Raw genomic sequence first — 17,716 nt, 5'->3', positions numbered from 1 at the left:
CGAATCGAAAATCAGATGTCCAGCAGCAGACGGGTCGGATCTTCCAGCAACTCCTTGATGGTTACCAGGAAGCCAACCGATTCGCGGCCGTCGACGATGCGGTGATCATAGGAGAGCGCCAGGTACATCATCGGCTGGATCACCACCTGACCATCCACCGCCATGGGGCGGTCCTTGATGGCGTGCATGCCGAGGATGGCACTTTGCGGCGGGTTGATGATGGGGGTGGACATCAGCGAGCCAAACACACCACCGTTGGTGATGGTGAAGTTGCCGCCGGACAGCTCCTCCACGGTCAGCTTGCCCTCCTGGCCTTTCACCGCCAGCTCCTTGATGCCCTTCTCGATCTCCGCCACCGACAGCTTGTCGGCGTCGCGCAGCACCGGGGTCACCAGGCCACGGGGGGTGGAGACAGCGATGCTGATGTCGAAGTAGTTGTGGTAGACGATGTCATCGCCGTCGATGGAGGCATTGACCTCCGGGTAGCGCTTGAGCGCTTCCACCACGGCCTTGACGTAGAAGGACATGAAGCCCAGGCGGATGCCGTGACGCTTCTCGAAGATGTCCTTGTACTGCTTACGCAGGGTCATGATGGGGGCCATGTTCACCTCGTTGAAGGTGGTCAGCATGGCGGTGGAGTTCTTGGCATCCAGCAGACGCTCGGCGATGCGCTTACGCAGGCGGGTCATCGGTACCCGCTTCTCGGTGCGATCACCCAGCTCCGGGGCCGGTGCCTTGGCTTGCGGTGCCGCTGCCGGTGCGGCGGGGGCCTTGCCCTTGTTCTGGATAAAGGCTTCCACGTCCTCTTTGGTGATGCGACCACCGACTCCGGTGCCGCTCAGCTGGGCCGGATCGATGCCGTGCTCGGCCACCAGGCGACGGACCGACGGGCTCAGCGCCTCGTCACCGCCCTCGCTGGGGGCGTCGGCACTGGCCGCTTCCTTGCTCACCTCTTCACCGGCCTTGGCGCCGGCAACGAAGTTGGCGATCACCTGCTCGGCCAGGACGGTGTCACCCTCGCTGTTGAGGATCTCGGTCAGTTGGCCATCTTCCGGGGCCACCACTTCCAACACCACCTTATCGGTTTCGATGTCGACCAGGTTCTGGTCGCGGCTCACCGCCTCTCCAGGCTGAACGTGCCAGGTCGCGATGGTGGCATCGGCCACGGACTCAGGCAGTACGGGAACCTTAATTTCGATGCTCATGCTTCTATCAATCCTTGTCTTCGCTTAATTCAGATTCAGCGCGGCATTCACCAAGGCCTGCTGTTGTTTGTTATGGACGGAAGGATACCCTACTGCCGGTGCGGCCGAAGCCTCACGGCCGGCGTAGGACAGGTTGGCGCCGGAGGGGATAGCCTGCCAGAAGTGGTGCTGGCTGCAATACCAGGCCCCCTGGTTCTGTGGCTCCTCCTGACACCAGACGAAGTCGGTCACGTGCTGGTAATCCTCCAGCACCTTGCTCATCTCCTCGGCGGGGAAGGGATACAACTGCTCAACCCGTACCAGGGCGACGTTGGTTAGCCCCTCACGGCGACGCTTGTCCAACAGGTCGAAGTAGACCTTACCGGAGCAGAACACCACCCGGTTGACGCCCTTGGGATCCAGCTCGTCCACCTCGCCGATGACGTTCTGGTAGGTGCCGTGGGCCAGCTCCTCCAGGTCGCTCACCGCCAGCGGGTGACGCAGCAGGGATTTGGGGCTCATCACCACCAGCGGACGACGCATCGGCCGCAGGGTCTGGCGCCGGATCATGTGGTAGACCTGGGCCGGGGTGGTGGGGATACACACCTGCATGTTGTGGTTGGCACAAAGCTGCAGGAAGCGCTCCAGACGGGCGGAGGAGTGCTCCGGGCCCTGCCCTTCGTAGCCGTGGGGCAGCAGCATGGTCAGGCCACACAGGCGGCCCCACTTCTGCTCACCGGACGAGAGGAACTGGTCGATCACCACCTGGGCACCGTTGGCGAAGTCACCAAACTGGGCTTCCCACATGGTCAGGCCGGACGGCTCCGCGGTAGCGTAGCCATACTCGAACGCCAGTACCGCCGCCTCGGACAGCACTGAGTCGTGGATCTCGATCGGGCCCTGGTCCTCCTTCAGGTGACGCAGCGGCATGTAGGTGGTGGCGTTATCCTGGTTATGCAGGACAGCGTGGCGGTGGAAGAAGGTGCCACGGCCGGAGTCCTGACCGGTGATGCGCACCCGGTACTGCTTCTCCAGCAGGGTGGCGTAGGCCAGGGTTTCCGCCATGCCCCAATCCAGCGGCTTGTCGCCGGCGGCCATCGCTTCACGGTCTTTGTAGATCTTGGCAACCCGGGATTGCAGCTTGTGCGACGGCGGCACCTCGGCGATCTCGCGGCCCAGGCGCTTAAGCTCCTCCAGCGGTTCCTTGTGTTCCCAATCGGCGTCCCAGTCGTGGCCCAGGTAGGGGCTCCAGTCGACGGAGTGCTCAGACATGGTGCGCCATTCCGGCACCACGCAGTCGCCGTGATCGAGCTGCTCGCGGTAGGTGTTGATCTGCTCGGTCACCTCTTCGCTGCTCATCACCCCCTGCTCGATCAGCCGGTCGGCGTAGATCTTACGCGGCGTCGGGTGCTTCTTGATCTTCTGGTACATCAGCGGCTGAGTGGCATTGGGCTCATCCGCTTCGTTGTGGCCATGACGGCGGTAACAGATGAGGTCAATGAACACGTCGCGGCCAAACTCGTAGCGGTAATCCACCGCGATCTGGGCCACCAGCGCCACCGCTTCCGGGTCGTCGGCGTTCACATGGAACACCGGTGCCTGCAGCATCTTGGCGATGTCGGTGCAGTACTCGGTAGAGCGGGTGTCGCGCGGGTTGGAGGTGGTGAAGCCCACCTGGTTGTTGATCACCACGCGGATGGCGCCACCCACATGGAAGCCCCGGGTCTGGGACATGTTGAGGGTTTCCTGCACCACGCCCTGACCGGCGATGGCGGAGTCACCGTGGATGGTGATGGGCATCACCAGCTTGCCGGTTTCGCAGTTGCGGCGATCCATCCGCGCCCGCACCGAGCCCATCACCACCGGGGCAACGATCTCCAGGTGCGAGGGGTTGAACGCCAGCGCCAGGTGGACGTTGCCGCCGGGGGTGGCGAAATCGGAGGAGAAGCCCTGGTGGTATTTCACGTCACCACTGCCCAGTGCCTCGTCGTGCTTGCCGGCGAACTCGTCAAACAGGTCACCGGGCTTTTTGCCCAGCACGTTGACCAGCATATTGAGACGGCCACGGTGGGCCATGCCGATCACCACCTCTTTGGCGCCCTGCTCACCGGAGCGGTAGATCAGTTCGCGCATCATCGGGATCATGGCGTCGCCGCCTTCCAGCGAGAAGCGCTTGGCGCCCGGGAACTTGGCACCCAGGTACTTTTCCAGACCCTCGGCGGCGTTCAGCCCGGCCAGGATCCGTTGTTTGTGCTCGGCGTCGTAGCGCGGCTGGGCCAGCACCGTCTCAAGGCGCTGCTGGATCCAGCGCTTCTCATCGGTGTTGGTGATGTGCATGTATTCGGCGCCAATGTGGCCACAGTAGGTCTTGGCCAGGCTGCCCACCAGATCGGACAGCTTCATGGTTTCGCCACCGTAGGCGTAGGAACCTGTGTTGAACTCCCGGCCCAGGTCCTCGTCGGTGAGGCCGTGGTGGCTCGGGTCCAGTTCCGCTACCGGTTCCCGGTCCCACAACCCGAGCGGGTCAAGCTTGGCGGCCTGGTGGCCACGGAAACGGTAGGCGTTGATCATCTGCAGCACCCGAACCTGTTTCTCTGACAGTTCCGGGTCGACGGTGGTCTTCTTGGAGCGGTTGCTGTCCAGGGCAGTTTCCCGGAAGTAGTCGCGGATCTTGGTATGGGCGACGTCCGCTTCGACCCCATTGGTCGGCAACTCGGCGAAGATGCTATGCCACTCTTCCGATACCGAACCAGGATCGTCCAGGTAGGCCTCGTACAGCTCTTCGATATAGGGGGCATTGGCTCCTGTAAAGTGGGAGCTTGCCCGCCAGGCCTTTAGAGAATCCCGTTGCATTATCCTTCCTTTCTCTTCCTGCTCTGAGGGTCACTGCTCAGAGCTTTATACAGAAAAGCCACGCCGTTGTGTTGCAAAGCGTGGCCCTTCTTCACCTTGTCAGCTCATCGGACCGTTCACACGGCACGGTTGAGCAGCATGGATTTGATGTGGCCAATCGCTTGGGTTGGGTTGAGCCCCTTCGGACAGACGTTCACGCAGTTCATGATGCCGTGGCAGCGGAACACGCTGAAGGCGTCGTCCAGCTCCGCCAGGCGCTCATCGGTAGCGGTATCCCGGCTGTCGATCAGGAAGCGGTACGCGTGCAGCAGACCACTGGGGCCAACGAACTTGTCCGGGTTCCACCAGAACGACGGACAGGCGGTGGAGCAACAGGCACAGAGAATGCACTCGTACAGGCCGTCCAGCTTGGCGCGCTGCTCCGGTGACTGCAGGTGCTCCCGGGCCGGGGTCTTGTCGTCGTTGATCAGGAACGGCTTGATCTTCTCGTACTGCTTGTAGAACTGGGTCAGGTCGACCACCAGGTCACGCACCACCGGCATCCCCGGCAGCGGCCGGATCTTCAGCTTCTTGCCCTTAAAGGTGGAGATGGGGGTGATGCAGGCCAGACCGTTCTTGCCGTTCATGTTGATGCCGTCGGAGCCACAGACCCCTTCCCGGCAGGAACGACGGAACGACAGGCTGGGATCCTGCTCCTTGAGCAGCAGCAATACGTCCAGCACCATCATGTCGGAGCCTTCCGGCAGATCCAGGGTGTAGTCCTGCATCGTCGGCCGGGCGTCAGACTCCGGGTTGTAGCGATAGACAGAAACGTCCAATTTCATCGTCCTGTCCCTCCTTAGTAAGTACGCTTCTTCGGCGGGAAGGCGTCACGCAGCTTCGGCGTCATGTTGACGTCGCGCTTGCCCATCTCACCGGTGATCGGGTTGTACAGGCTGTGGACCAGCCAGTTCTCGTCGTCCCGCTCCGGGAAATCTTCCCGGGAGTGCGCACCACGGCTTTCGGTGCGGAAGTTGGCCGCCATGGCAGTGGCCACGGCCGTCTCCATCAGGTTGTCCAGCTCCAGGCACTCGATGCGCTGGGTGTTGAACGCCTTGGAGCTGTCGGACAGCTTGGCGCTTTGCAGGCGGTCCTGGATGGTTTTGAGCTCCTCCAGGCCTTCGGCCATCGCCTCGCCCTGACGGAACACGGAGAAGTTGAGCTGCATGCACTGCTGCAGGTCCTTGCGGATCTGAACCGGATCCTCGCCGTTGCCGGAGGTACTGCTGTCCCAGCGATTGAGGCGGCTGAGGCTGGCTTCAAGGTCAGACTCGGAGGCGTCGCGGGCTTCACCCTGGGCATCCAGGGTCTCGCCCAGGTGCATGCCAGCGGCACGGCCGAACACCACCAGGTCGAGCAGGGAGTTACCGCCGAGGCGGTTGGCACCGTGTACGGAAACACAGGCAATCTCGCCCACCGCCAGTAGGCCCTGGATCGGCTGCTCGTCGGCGCCAATCACCTGACCGTTCACGTTGGTGGGGATCCCGCCCATCATGTAGTGACAGGTGGGGATCACCGGGATCGGCTCAACCGCAGGGTCAACGTGGGCGAAGGTCTTGGACAGCTCCATGATGCCCGGCAGGCGGGATTCCAGCACTTCTCGGCCCAGGTGGTCCAACTTCAGCTTGGCGTGGGGACCCCAAGGGCCATCGCAGCCGCGGCCTTCACGGATCTCGGTCATGATGGAGCGGGCCACCACGTCGCGACCGGCAAGGTCTTTGGCGTTAGGGGCGTAACGCTCCATAAAGCGCTCGCCATCTTTATTGAGCAGGTAGCCGCCCTCACCCCGGCAACCTTCGGTTACCAGTACCCCGGCGCCGGCGATGCCGGTGGGGTGGAACTGCCACATCTCCATATCCTGTACCGGCACACCGGCACGCAGGGCCATACCGACACCGTCACCGGTGTTGATGTGGGCGTTGGTGGTGGAGGCGTAGATGCGACCGGCGCCGCCGGTGGCCAATACCGTGGCCTTGGCCTTGAAGTAGACAATCTCGCCGGTTTCGATGTCGATGGCGGTGGCACCCACCACGGCACCGTCCTGGTTCTTCACCAGGTCCAGGGCGTACCACTCGGAGTACACCTCGGTCTTGTTCTTAACGTTTTGCTGATACAGGCAGTGAAGCAGGGCATGGCCGGTACGGTCAGCGGCCGCGGCGGTACGGGCCGCCTGCTCGCCACCAAACTCCTTGGACTGGCCGCCGAACGGACGCTGGTACACCTTGCCGTTCTCGAAGCGGGAGAAGGGCAGGCCCATGTTCTCCATCTCGATGATCGCTTCCGGGCCGGTCTTACACATGTACTCAATGGCGTCCTGGTCACCGATGTAGTCGGAGCCCTTAACGGTGTCGTACATGTGCCATTCCCAGTTGTCCTCGTGGGCATTGCCCAGCGCCACGGTGATGCCACCCTGGGCAGACACGGTGTGGGAGCGGGTCGGGAACACCTTGGACAGCAGGGCGCAGCTCTTGCCCTCTTTGGAGATCTGCAGTGCCGCGCGCATCCCCGCGCCACCGGCACCAATCACAATGGCATCAAATTCTTTTACTGGAATAGTCACTTATACACCCCACAGGATCACAACACCGGCGCTCAGATAGGCCAGCAGAACCAGATTGACGGTCAGTTGCAGGAAGGCACGCAGGCCCACTGGCTTGACGTAGTCGGTCAGCACCTGCCACAGGCCGATCCAACCGTGGATCAACAGCGACAGCAGCGCCAACAGGGTGTACACCTTCATCGCAGTACCGGCGAACAATCCCTGCCACACGTCAAAGGTCAGTTGTGGAGTGCAAACGAGGTAGCCCACCAGAAAGATCAGGTAGCTGGCCAGAACCAGTGCGCTGGCGCGCAGCAGGACAAAATCGTGGACGCCGCTGCGTCCGAGGGTGGCGGCGCTTCTCACCATAACCAGATCCCCGCTAATACAGACAATACGGCGGCGCCGGCAAAGGCGACGCGGGCAGAACGGTTGCCGCTCTCCATGGAGCCCTCGAAGTGACCCATATCCATCAGCAGGTGTCGAATGCCACTGCACAGGTGGTAGGCGAAGGCGGTAAGGATGGCCCAGAGGACCAGCTTGGCCAGGAACCCATTCATCAGGGCACTGACCTGGGCGAAGCCATCGGCAGATTCGAGGGAGGTGGCAAACAGCCACAGGAGGATTGCGATGGCGCCAAACAACACCACACCGGAAACACGGTGCAGGATGGACGCAATCGCCGTCGCGGGGAATTGGATCTGTTGCAGATCCAGGTAGACAGGTCTTGGCTTATTCACAGTTCTGCTCACTCAGCTCCATTGAGCAAATAATTATCGTTTTCACCCTTTTCTCAGTAACGCTACGCCTGTCCGGTGAAAAACAGCCATTTCTGTCACTGCCAAGGGGCCCTCATTGCTGACTTTTTGCCACCTTTTGAACCTTCCATTCAGGGCCGACTCTAATCCACACAAGTCGCGCTGAAATGGACCGCTCCCGAGGGTCGCGGCCAGTATACAGAGGCAAAAAAACAAATACAAACGTCACACTTTTGGTTCAATTGCGACTTTAGTTCAGTTTTCACTTGACAGGGATTTGCGCTAATTCACGCGAGATAAACCGAATGAGCCGCGTTCTCGTATGAACGTTCGTCATCTCAAGGGGATTGCCTTTTGTGATTGAGGTCACCTAAACTGTCGGCGCGTGACAACATGGATAACGATAAAAGAAGTAAGGAGAACCAGCTATGGGCGATCACGTTGCCAAGCTTCAGATCCCGGGTCGGGACACCGTAGAGCTCCCGATCAAATCCGGCTCTGCTGGCCACGATGTCATCGACATCAGTAGCCTGGGTAAACACGAACACTTCACTTTTGATCCGGGCTTCCTGGCCACTGCCTCTTGCGAATCCGCGATCACTTATATTGATGGAGCAAAGGGCATTCTGCTCCACCGGGGCTATCCCATTGATCAGCTGGCGACTCAGTCCAGCTACCTGGAAGTGTGCTACCTGCTGCTCAAGGGCGAGCTGCCCACCACCGAGCAGATGAAAGAATTCACCCACCTGGTGACCCATCACACCATGGTGCACGAACAACTGGCGACCTTCTTTAAGGGCTTCCGCCGTGACGCGCACCCGATGGCAATCCTCTGTGGTGTGGTCGGCGCTCTGTCGGCGTTCTACCACGATTCACTGGACGTTAACGACGAGCACCACCGCTCCGTTGCGGCCATCCGTCTCATCTCCAAGATGCCGACCCTGGCGGCCATGGCGTACAAGTACAACCTGGGCCAGCCCTTTGTTTACCCGCGTAACGAGCTGTCGTTCGCCGGTAACTTCCTCCACATGATGTTCTCCGTGCCCTGCGAAGAGTACGTTGTGAACCCCATCATTGAGCGGGCGATGGACCGCATCTTTATTCTGCATGCGGACCACGAGCAGAATGCTTCCACCTCCACGGTGCGCCTGGCCGGCTCCTCCGGTGCCAACCCGTTCGCCTGTATCTCTGCCGGGGTTGCTTCCCTGTGGGGCCCGGCCCATGGTGGCGCCAACGAGGCCTGCCTCAACATGCTGGAAGAGATCGGCAACGTCGACAATATTCCGGAGTTTGTGGCCCGCGCCAAGGACAAGAACGACCCGTTCCGCTTGATGGGCTTCGGCCACCGGGTGTACAAGAACTTCGACCCCCGCGCCACCGTGATGCGCGAAACCTGCCACGAGGTACTGGCGGAGCTGGACATCCAGGATCCGCTGCTGGACGTGGCGATGGAGCTGGAGCGCATCGCGCTGTCCGACCCCTACTTCATTGAGAAGAAGCTCTACCCCAACGTGGACTTCTACTCCGGCATCATCATGAAGGCGATCGGCATCCCCACCTCCATGTTCACCGTGATTTTCGCCCTGTCCCGCACCGTGGGCTGGGTATCACACTGGCAGGAGATGCTGAGCCAGCCGGGCCACAAGATTGGCCGTCCGCGCCAGCTCTACACCGGCCCGACCAAGCGGGATTACCTGCCTGGCAACCAGCGTGGCTAAGCCTACGCACTGAACAAAAACCAGCCCTCGGGCTGGTTTTTTTGTGCCTGTCGTTCGTCTAAAACCCGGTTTTGTCAGAGCAGAGAAGCGATTGGGGCAATCGGTCATACCGTTGTAGTGATTTTCGCCAATCATTAGGTGTGGGTTTCAACACTTGGTTAACAACCTCACCACTCAGCCAAGCTAACTGAAGCTAAGATATTGTATTAATTGATTTTTATATGATTGGCACGTTGCTGGCATATCGATGTGCGTCGCCACATCATCAGTAGGAAACAACAGAATGGACATCGCCCGACTCTTGCCCCTGGTTCTGCTCCTTGGCCTCAGCGGCTGCAACGGCCAAGCCTCCTCAGAGGCGCCGGACCAAGCCGACGTACCGGTGGGGATCCCAGTGGAAACCCAGCCGGTAGGCCAGGACTCCGTCTCCGATTACTACCACACCACCGCCACCCTGGAAGCGCCGGAAGAGGCGCAGGTGGTGAGCCGTATCGGCGGGATCATCGAGACCATCGCCGTTGAGGAGGGGGATCAGGTCAAGGCCGGGCAACTGCTGGCCACCATCGATGCCCAGCGCTATCGCCTCAACCTTTCCAAGGCCCAGGCGGAGCTGGACGTGATCGAGCAGGAGCTGCAGCGACTCAAGCAGATCGCTAACGCACAGCTGGTCAGTCAGGAGCAGATGGCCAAACTGGAATACCAGCAGCAAGCCGCCCTGGCCGAGCGCGACATGGCACAACTGCAACTGGCCTACAGCCGGGTGGTCTCCCCCATCGACGGCGTTATCGCCACCCGGATGGTGAAGATCGGCAATATGGCCCAGGAGCACACCCCGCTGTTTCATGTGGTCCAGCAACACCCGCTGCACGGCATCCTCCACCTGCCGGAACAGGAACTCAGCCGCGTTCAGCTGGGCCAGCACGCCCAACTGGAGGTGGGTGGCGCCCTGGGCCAGGTGCCTGCCACTGTGCTTCGCATCGCCCCGACGGTGGACCCCAATACCGGCACCTTTAAGATCACCCTGCTGGTGGCCAATCCCGATCGGGACCTGAAGGCCGGCATGTTCAGCCGTGCCCGGCTGCGCTTCGACACCCACGACAACGCCCTGGTGCTGCCGCGCATCGCGCTGATCCGCCAGGACCTAGGCCATTCGGTGTTCGTGGTCAGCGAAGGCAAGGCGCAAAGCCGCAACGTCGAGCTGGGCTTCAGCGATGGCGACCGGGTTGAGATCCTGTCCGGGCTCAATCCTGGCGAGGAGGTGGTGATCCGCGGTCACCATCAGCTGCGTGATGACACCCCGGTGGAGGTCATCGACGCCCTGCAACTCGCTGCCAAGCAGTAAGGGGATCCCATGAGCCTGATCCGTACCTCGGTCAAACGGCCGGTCACCGTCTGGATGGGGATCCTCACCCTGCTGCTGTTTGGCATGGTCGGCTTCTCCCGCCTGGCGGTCACCCTGCTGCCGGAGATGAACTACCCCACCCTGACGGTGCGCACCCTCTACCCCGGTGCCGCCCCCATCGAAGTGGAGCAACTGGTGTCCAAGCCACTGGAAGAGTCGGTGGGCATCGTAAAGGGCTTGCGCCGCATGACCTCCACCTCCCGCGCCGGCCTGTCCGATCTGCAGCTGGAGTTCGAGTGGGGCACGCCGATGGACATCGCCGCCCTGGAAGTACGGGAGAAGCTGGACGCCATCTGGTTGCCGCTGGACGTCGATAAGCCACTGATCCTGAGATTTAACCCCAACCTGGACCCGATCCTGCGCCTGGGGGTGAAGTCCCCGCTGGCGGACGAGGCCAGCCTGGTGGCCCTGCGTAGCTGGGCCGAGGAAGACCTCAAGCGCCAGCTGGAGTCGGTCAGTGGCGTCGCCTCGGTCCAACCCTCCGGTGGCCTGGTCCGCGAGGTACAGATCCTGCTGGACCCGGAGCGCCTGGCCCAGCTCAACCTTACCCCGGAAGCACTGGTGGAGCGGATCAACGCAGAGAACATCAATCTGTCCGCCGGCAAGCTGACCCAGGGCAGCCAGGAGCTGCTGGTGCGCACCCTCAACCAGTTCAGCACCGTCGAGGAACTGGCCAACATCGTGGTGTACCGGGAGGAGGGCCGCCAGATCCGGCTGCACCAGGTGGCCCAGGTCAAGGACGCCTTTGCCGAGCGCACCGACATCTCCCGGGTGGACGGTGAGGATGCGGTGGAGATCGCCATCTACAAAGAGGGCGACGCCAATGCCGTGGCGGTGGCTGCCGCGGTCCGTGCCCGACTGGACAAGCTGGCCGAACGCCAGGACGCCCGCGAGATTGAGGTACTGTATGACCAATCCCAGTTTATCCAGGGGGCGATCGACGAGGTGCTCTCCGCCGCCGTGCTCGGTGCCCTGCTGGCAATGGGGGTGATCTACCTGTTCCTGCGGGATCTGCGCCCTACCCTGATCATCTGCCTGTCGATCCCGGTCTCGGTGATCGCCACCTTTAACCTGATGTACTTCGCCGACATCAGCCTCAACCTGATGTCACTGGGGGGGATCGCCCTGGCGGTGGGTTTGTTGGTGGACAACGCCATCGTGGTACTGGAGAACATCGACCGTCATCGCCAGCAACAGGGCCAGGACGGCAAGCCCGAAAGCCGGGCCCAGGCCGCCGAAAACGGCACCCGCGAGGTGGCCGGCGCCATCACCGCCTCCACCCTTACCACCCTTGCGGTCTTCATCCCTTTGCTGTTTGTGGAGGGCGTGGCCGGGGTTCTGTTTGGTGATCAAGCCCTCACTGTCACCTTCGCCCTGGTTGCGTCACTCCTCATCGCCTTAACGGCCATCCCCATGTTGGCCGGACGCCGTGGCCTGCACTGGCCAACGCCCCCCAGCCTGATGCCGCGCGCCCGCGCCGAAGGGCGCTGGGGCCGGCTGCGCCAACAGGGCGCCACCCTGTTTGCCCTGCCCTTTGTGCTGCTGTTTCAATGGCTGCCCGCCACCTTGCTGACCGCCGCGCTGATCCTCGGCCGGGGGCTGCGTAAGCTGTTTGGCTGGCTGCTGCGCCCCTTTACCTGGGCCTTTGCCAAGGCCTTTGGCGCCATCAGCTGGTTCTACCCACGCCTGCTGACAGCAGCACTGAAGCAGCGCGGCCTCACCCTGGCCCTGGCCCTGGGCCTGACCGTCCTGGCTGGCAGCCTGCTGCCGAAGATGGGGATGGAGCTGATCCCACCGATGAACCAGGGCGAGTTCTACCTTGAGGTGCAGCTGCCGCCGGGCACCGACGTAGCCCACACCGATCGGGTGTTGGCCCAGCTGGCCCAGGTGGTGCTGCCGCTGGATTCAGTCCGCCATGCCTATTCCCAGGCCGGCAGCGACGCTCAGCTCTCCTCCGCCACCAACCGCAGCGGCGAGAATTGGGGCCGACTGCAGGTAGTACTGGAAGATCCCAACGCCCAGGCCGAGGTGATGACCCAGCTGCGCCAGGCGGTGCGGCGCATCCCGGATCTGGAAGCGGAGCTGAAACAGCCTCAGCTGCTGACCTTCAAACAGCCGCTGGCGATCGAGATCGCCGGCTTTGACCTGGAGCTGCTCAAGGCCACCAGTGGCCGCATCGTCGCCGCCCTGGCCAGTGATCCGCGCTTTACCGACGTCACCAACAGCCTGCGGGAGGGTCAGCCGGAGCTGGCGATTCACTTCGACCACGCCCGCCTGGCGGCACTGGGCTTGACCGCACCGGAGGTGGCCCGCCACATCGCCACCCTGGTGGGCGGCACGGTCGCCTCCCGCTACACCCTGGAGGATCGCAAGATCGACATCCGGGTACGGGCCCGGGAGCAATCCCGCAACCAGGTGCAGGACATCGGCGCGCTGATCGTCAACCCCGGCGCTGCCCGCCCCATCCCGCTCTCCGCCGTAGCGCGAATCGAGCAATCCGTCGGTCCTGCGGCGATCACCCGCATCGCCCAGCAACGGGTCGCTATCGTCAGCGCCGGCCTCAGCGAAGGCAGCCTGTCCCAGGGCGTGGCCCAGGCCAGAACCCTGCTCAGTGAGCTGGCGCTACCACCGGGCCTGGAGGTGCGCTTTGCCGGCCAGAACGAGGAGATGGAGCAATCCAGTCGCTCCCTCAATATTGCCCTGGGCCTGGCGGTATTCCTGGTGTTCATCGTCATGGCCAGCCAGTTTGAGTCCCTGCTGCAGCCGCTGTTGATCCTGGCCGCGGTCCCCATGGCCCTGGCCGGGGCAGTACTTGGCCTGTGGCTGACCGCCACCCCCATCTCGGTGCTGGTGTTTATCGGCCTGATCATGCTCTGTGGCATTGTGGTCAACAACGCCATCGTGCTGGTGGATCGCATCAATCAGTTGCGCGAACAGGGGTTAGCGCTCACTGACGCCATCCAGCAGGCCGCCGCCAACCGGCTGCGCCCCATTATGATGACCACCCTGACCACCACCCTGGGCCTGCTGCCGATGCTGCTGGGTCTGGGGGAAGGCGCTGAACTGCGCGCCCCCATGGCCATCACGGTGATCAGTGGCCTGCTGCTGGCCACCCTGCTGACCCTGGTGGTGTTGCCGGTGCTCTACCACCTGACCGCAAAACGCAATGATGCGGAGGTGGCCCATGACTGAGTCCGGACTCACCGCCAAGGCGTTGCGCCGCCCGGTCACCGTCACCATGGCCTTCCTGGCGCTGACGCTGCTGGGGCTGGTGGCGGCCCGACTGCTGCCGCTGGAGATGTGGCCGGGATTGGAGATCCCCCAGATCACCGTACAGGTGCCCTACGAAGGGGGCTCTCCGGCGGAGGTGGAGCGGGAGATCACCAACGTACTGGAGGAGTCGCTGGCGACCCTCAGCGGGGTTAAGCGAATGCGCTCCGGCTCCAGCCAAACCGAGTCCTGGGTACGGATGGACTTCAACTGGGATGAGGCGATCGGCAACAAGGTGGTGGAGGTGCGTGAACGGGTCGATGCGGTGCGCCACCGCCTGCCCGCCGACGTCGAACGGGTGCTGATCTGGCAGTTCTCCACCGAGGACATGCCGGTGCTCAACATCCGCCTCTCCTCCACCCGTGACCTCTCTGCCGCCTGGGACCTGCTGGATAAGCAGCTGAAGCGGCCACTGGAGCGTCTGCCTGGAGTATCTCGGGTGGCGCTGTACGGGGTCCAACCCCAGGAGATCCAGATCCGGCTGATCCCGGAACGGCTGACCGCACTGGGGCTGGACCATCAGCAACTGGCCGAGCAGCTGATGGCGCAGAACTTCGTCAACAGCGCCGGCCAGATCCGTTCCGCCAACCAGGTCTGGCAGGTCTCCCAGAAGGGTGAATACCGGGATATCGAGTCGATCCAGCGGCTGACCGTGCGTCCCGGTATCCGTCTGGGTGACGTGGCGGACATTGCCTATCGACAGCCGGAGATGGTGGAGGGTCGTCATTTGGATCGCACCTACGCGGTGGGGCTGGATCTGTTCAAAGAGTCCGGTGCCAATCTGGTGGAGGTGGCGGACCGGATCCACGCGGTCATTGACCAGGTGAAGGACAACCCGCAGTTCGAGGGGATTGAGCTGTTCATCATGGACGACCAGGCTGCCGGGGTGAAGATGTCGCTGCAGGATCTGGCCACCGCCGGCGGCGTCGGCGCCCTGCTCAGCTTTGCCGTACTGTTCCTGTTTATCCGCAACCCACTGACCACCGCGCTGATCGTGGTGGCGGTGCCGCTGTCGGTGATCATCACCCTGGGGCTGATGTACCTGCTGGGCTACACCCTCAATGTGTTGTCGATGATGGGGCTGTTGCTGGCGGTGGGGATGCTGATCGACAACTCGGTGGTGATCAGCGAAAGCGTGCTGCACCAGCAGGCACCAAACCGGCGCCAGGCGGTCATCTTAGGGGTGGATAAGGTCGCCCTGGCGGTGATGGCCGGTACCCTCACCACCGCCATCGTGTTCCTGCCCAACATCTTTGGCGTCAAGGTACAGCTCACCGTGTTTCTCGAGCACGTGGCCATCAGCATCTGCATCGCCCTGTTCTGCAGCCTGCTGATCTCCCGCACCCTGCTGCCGTTGCTGCTGTATCGCTTCGGCCACTTCGGCCAGCAGGCCCGTCGCTTCGACGCACCGCGCTATCGCCGGCTGCTGTCCTGGGTGCTCAACCATCCCAAGGCCACCGGCGCCATCGCCTTGGTGGTGCTGGCCAGCACCGCCCTACCCATGTCCCAGGTGAAGAACGCCGACGACGATGAGGGCGATCCCCGTCGCCTCTACGTCAACTACCAGCTGGAGGGGCGCCACAGCCTGGCCACCAGCGAGGCGATGATCGACCGGATGGAGGCCTACCTCTACGCCAATCAGGAGGCGTTTGGCATCGAGTCGGTCTACAGCTACTACGCCCCCAACGAGCTGCAAACCACCCTGCTGCTGTTGGAGGATCTGCCGATGCCGAAGAAGGCGCTGATGGAGAAGATCAGCGAAGGCTTTCCCAAGTACACCCACGCCCGGCCGGTATTCGGCTGGAACGGCGACGACGACCGCGGCATGCGGCTCTACCTGCGGGGCCGCTCCACCGAGGTGCTGATGGCGCTGGCGGAGCAGTTGGTGCCGATGCTGGCCCGAATGGAGGGGCTAAGCCAGGTGCGCTCCGACGTCAAAGGCGGGGAGCAGGAGCTGATCGTCCAGTTTGACCGACTCAAGCTGGCCCGGTTGGGGCTGGATCTGCAGCAAAGTGCCGAGGTGGTCGCCACTGCCCTGCGTGGCCAGAACCTACGCTCCTTCCGTCATGATCCCTCCGGTGAGATCCAGATTAAGCTGCAGTGGCAGCCCCAGTGGCGCCAATCTTTAGCCCAGATGCGGGAACTGCCGCTGGGTAAGGTGGAGGGCCGGGTGATCACCTTAGGCCAGGTGGCGACCCTGACCGAACAGCCTCGCCTGGAGGAGATCCGTCACGAGGGGCGCCAAACCGCGCTGGCCATCGGCGCCAACCTGGAGGGTCGCGATTACAACGACCTGAAGAAGGAGATCACCGAGCTGATGGACACCCTGCGTCTGCCGGAGGGCTACAGCTACAGCTTTGGCGGTGGCTTCCAGTACCAGGATGAGAGCCAGCAACTGATGGTCACCAACATGCTGCTGGCCATCGCCATGATCTACATCGTCATGGCCGCCCTGTTCGAGTCGCTGTTGCTGCCCACCGCGGTGATCAGCTCCATCCTGTTCTCCATTACCGGAGTGTTCTGGACCTTCCTGCTCACCGGTGCCTCAATGACGGTGATGGGGATGATCGGGATCCTGGTATTGATGGGGATCGTAGTGAACAACGGCATCGTGCTGGTGGACCAGATCAACCAGCGGGAGGCGGATCTGGACCGCCTCAAGCAGGCGATCATCGACGCCGCCATCAGCCGGCTGAGGCCGGTGTTGATGACCGTCGCCACCACCATCCTGGGCCTGCTGCCCCTGGCCGTGTGGGAGACCCGCATCGCCGGTGGTGGCCCCAGCTACACCCCGATGGCCATCGCCATCATCGGTGGCCTGGCCTTCTCCACCCTCACCAGCCTGTTCCTGGTGCCCTACCTCTACCTGATGCTGTGCAAGCTGCGCCACCAGGTGGCCATTGGCGTGGGCCGGGTGGTGGCCCGAGTGGATCGCTGGCTCCCCATGCTGCGCTAAAACCCGGCGGGCAGCGTCCCTCGCTGCCCGGCTGGGCCGAACCAAAGTCGGTCAAAAAACGAACTTAACGGTGCCACACGCGCCATTTAGGTTTAACATTGTGGTTACATCACACTGTTTTTACGAGAACTCTGATGAAACTGCTGCCGATCTTATGCGCCATCGTCTTGATCTCCGCCCAGGCCTGGGCGGACGAGGATCGCTTTGCCGACACCAAGATAGAGAGCCAGACCCTGGCGCCGGGGATCAGCATGCTCACCGGCCAGGGTGGCAACATCGGCGTCAGTGCCGGCGACGATGGCCTGCTGATCATCGATGACCAGTATGCCCCGCTGGCAGAGCGGATCAGCGCAAAACTGGCGGAACTGCACCCGCCAAGCCAGGGCAAGCCCCGCTTTATCATCAATACCCATCACCATGGCGATCACACCGGCGGCAACATCCACTTCGCCCAGGACGGCACCGTCTTTGCCCATGACAACGTGCGTATGAACATGCAGAGCAACGAGGTGGCGGCCGCCGCCTGGCCCATGGTGACCTTCGATAAAGGGATCCAGTTTCACTTCAACGGCGACACCATCAAGGTGTTTCATGGTGGCATCGGCCATACCGACGGCGATGCCATGGTCTACTTCGAGCAGGCTAACGTGTTGCACATGGGGGATCTGTTCTTCAAAGATCGCTTCCCCTTCGTCGACCTCAATCATGGCGGCAGCGTGCGCGAGTACCTGCATCGGGTGGAAGAAGCTCTGACCCTGGTTAACGAGCAGACCCAGATCATCCCGGGCCATGGTGACATGGCCGACAAACAGGATCTGGCCCGCTTTGCCCTGATGTTGGGGCAATCCCTGGAGTGGGCCGAGTCCCACCGCGGCGAAACCCTGGAGCAGTGGCGCAAGCGTCAACTGCCGGAAACCCTGGCTGGCTGGGAGTGGGGCTTTATCACCAAGGAGCGCTGGCTGGAAACCCTCTGGAACGAGATGCAGGAGCACTAAGC

At 62.4% G+C, this 17,716-nt stretch carries 11 protein-coding genes; 5 read left to right on the top strand and 6 right to left on the bottom strand.

All coding sequences use genetic code 11. The features are described 5' to 3' along the window. Positions 1–11: 11 nt before the first annotated feature. The 6 genes from odhB to sdhC all read right to left on the bottom strand — a co-directional run bounded on the left by odhB (position 12) and on the right by sdhC (position 7,355). Positions 12–1,205: a 2-oxoglutarate dehydrogenase complex dihydrolipoyllysine-residue succinyltransferase gene (odhB, locus tag BUC04_RS18395; protein ID WP_067660241.1), complete on the bottom strand. Its 1,194-nt coding sequence runs from the start codon at positions 1,203–1,205 to the stop codon at positions 12–14. Positions 1,206–1,229: 24 nt separating this feature from the next. Further along, positions 1,230–4,037: a 2-oxoglutarate dehydrogenase E1 component gene (gene sucA, locus BUC04_RS18390; RefSeq protein ID WP_067660244.1), complete on the bottom strand. Its 2,808-nt coding sequence runs from the start codon at positions 4,035–4,037 to the stop codon at positions 1,230–1,232. A gap of 116 nt (positions 4,038–4,153) precedes the next feature. Then, complete coding sequence (locus BUC04_RS18385; RefSeq protein WP_067660247.1) at positions 4,154–4,861, bottom strand: succinate dehydrogenase iron-sulfur subunit; 708 nt, start codon at positions 4,859–4,861, stop codon at positions 4,154–4,156. A gap of 14 nt (positions 4,862–4,875) precedes the next feature. Beyond that, positions 4,876–6,636 carry a succinate dehydrogenase flavoprotein subunit gene (gene sdhA, locus BUC04_RS18380; RefSeq protein WP_067660250.1) on the bottom strand — a complete coding sequence of 587 codons (1,761 nt, stop codon included), beginning with the start codon at positions 6,634–6,636 and terminating at the stop codon, positions 4,876–4,878. Beyond that, the gene (sdhD, locus tag BUC04_RS18375; RefSeq protein WP_067660252.1) at positions 6,637–6,984 is read right to left on the bottom strand and encodes a succinate dehydrogenase, hydrophobic membrane anchor protein; all 348 of its coding nucleotides are present in this window, start codon (positions 6,982–6,984) and stop codon (positions 6,637–6,639) included. Next, on the bottom strand, positions 6,978–7,355 hold the full coding sequence (gene sdhC, locus BUC04_RS18370; RefSeq protein WP_218006142.1) for a succinate dehydrogenase cytochrome b556 subunit: 378 nt from the start codon (positions 7,353–7,355) through the stop codon (positions 6,978–6,980). The genes sdhD and sdhC overlap by 7 nt, the downstream gene beginning before the upstream one ends. A 446-nt stretch (positions 7,356–7,801) precedes the next feature. On the opposite strand from sdhC, the gene BUC04_RS18365 reads away from it, so the two are divergent. The 5 genes from BUC04_RS18365 to BUC04_RS18345 all read left to right on the top strand — a co-directional run bounded on the left by BUC04_RS18365 (position 7,802) and on the right by BUC04_RS18345 (position 17,714). Next, on the top strand, positions 7,802–9,091 hold the full coding sequence (locus BUC04_RS18365; RefSeq protein ID WP_067660258.1) for a citrate synthase: 1,290 nt from the start codon (positions 7,802–7,804) through the stop codon (positions 9,089–9,091). A gap of 283 nt (positions 9,092–9,374) precedes the next feature. Then, positions 9,375–10,433 (top strand): efflux RND transporter periplasmic adaptor subunit, encoded by a 1,059-nt coding sequence (locus BUC04_RS18360; protein WP_067660261.1) that lies wholly within the window; start codon positions 9,375–9,377, stop codon positions 10,431–10,433. A gap of 9 nt (positions 10,434–10,442) precedes the next feature. After that, on the top strand, positions 10,443–13,685 hold the full coding sequence (locus tag BUC04_RS18355; RefSeq protein WP_067660264.1) for an efflux RND transporter permease subunit: 3,243 nt from the start codon (positions 10,443–10,445) through the stop codon (positions 13,683–13,685). Next, on the top strand, positions 13,678–16,719 hold the full coding sequence (locus BUC04_RS18350) for an efflux RND transporter permease subunit (protein WP_067660267.1): 3,042 nt from the start codon (positions 13,678–13,680) through the stop codon (positions 16,717–16,719). Before BUC04_RS18355 ends, BUC04_RS18350 begins: the two co-directional genes overlap by 8 nt. Before the next feature lie 134 nt (positions 16,720–16,853). Continuing rightward, the gene (locus BUC04_RS18345; protein ID WP_067660270.1) at positions 16,854–17,714 is read left to right on the top strand and encodes an MBL fold metallo-hydrolase; all 861 of its coding nucleotides are present in this window, start codon (positions 16,854–16,856) and stop codon (positions 17,712–17,714) included. The last annotated feature ends 2 nt before the right edge of the window (positions 17,715–17,716 follow it).

Source organism: Ferrimonas marina (assembly GCF_900129905.1).
Lineage (GTDB): Bacteria > Pseudomonadota > Gammaproteobacteria > Enterobacterales > Shewanellaceae > Ferrimonas > Ferrimonas marina.
Note: the sequence above shows the minus strand (reverse complement) of the source record. Positions and strands in the feature narration are given on the sequence as shown.

Coding starts and splice junctions, on each gene's coding strand:
- sdhD (WP_067660252.1), bottom strand. CDS start 6,984: ATGGTGAGAAGCGCCGCCACCCTCGGACGCAGCGGCGTCCACGATTTT.
- BUC04_RS18355 (WP_067660264.1), top strand. CDS start 10,443: ATGAGCCTGATCCGTACCTCGGTCAAACGGCCGGTCACCGTCTGGATG.
- BUC04_RS18350 (WP_067660267.1), top strand. CDS start 13,678: ATGACTGAGTCCGGACTCACCGCCAAGGCGTTGCGCCGCCCGGTCACC.
- sucA (WP_067660244.1), bottom strand. CDS start 4,037: ATGCAACGGGATTCTCTAAAGGCCTGGCGGGCAAGCTCCCACTTTACA.
- BUC04_RS18345 (WP_067660270.1), top strand. CDS start 16,854: ATGAAACTGCTGCCGATCTTATGCGCCATCGTCTTGATCTCCGCCCAG.
- BUC04_RS18365 (WP_067660258.1), top strand. CDS start 7,802: ATGGGCGATCACGTTGCCAAGCTTCAGATCCCGGGTCGGGACACCGTA.
- BUC04_RS18360 (WP_067660261.1), top strand. CDS start 9,375: ATGGACATCGCCCGACTCTTGCCCCTGGTTCTGCTCCTTGGCCTCAGC.
- odhB (WP_067660241.1), bottom strand. CDS start 1,205: ATGAGCATCGAAATTAAGGTTCCCGTACTGCCTGAGTCCGTGGCCGAT.
- BUC04_RS18385 (WP_067660247.1), bottom strand. CDS start 4,861: ATGAAATTGGACGTTTCTGTCTATCGCTACAACCCGGAGTCTGACGCC.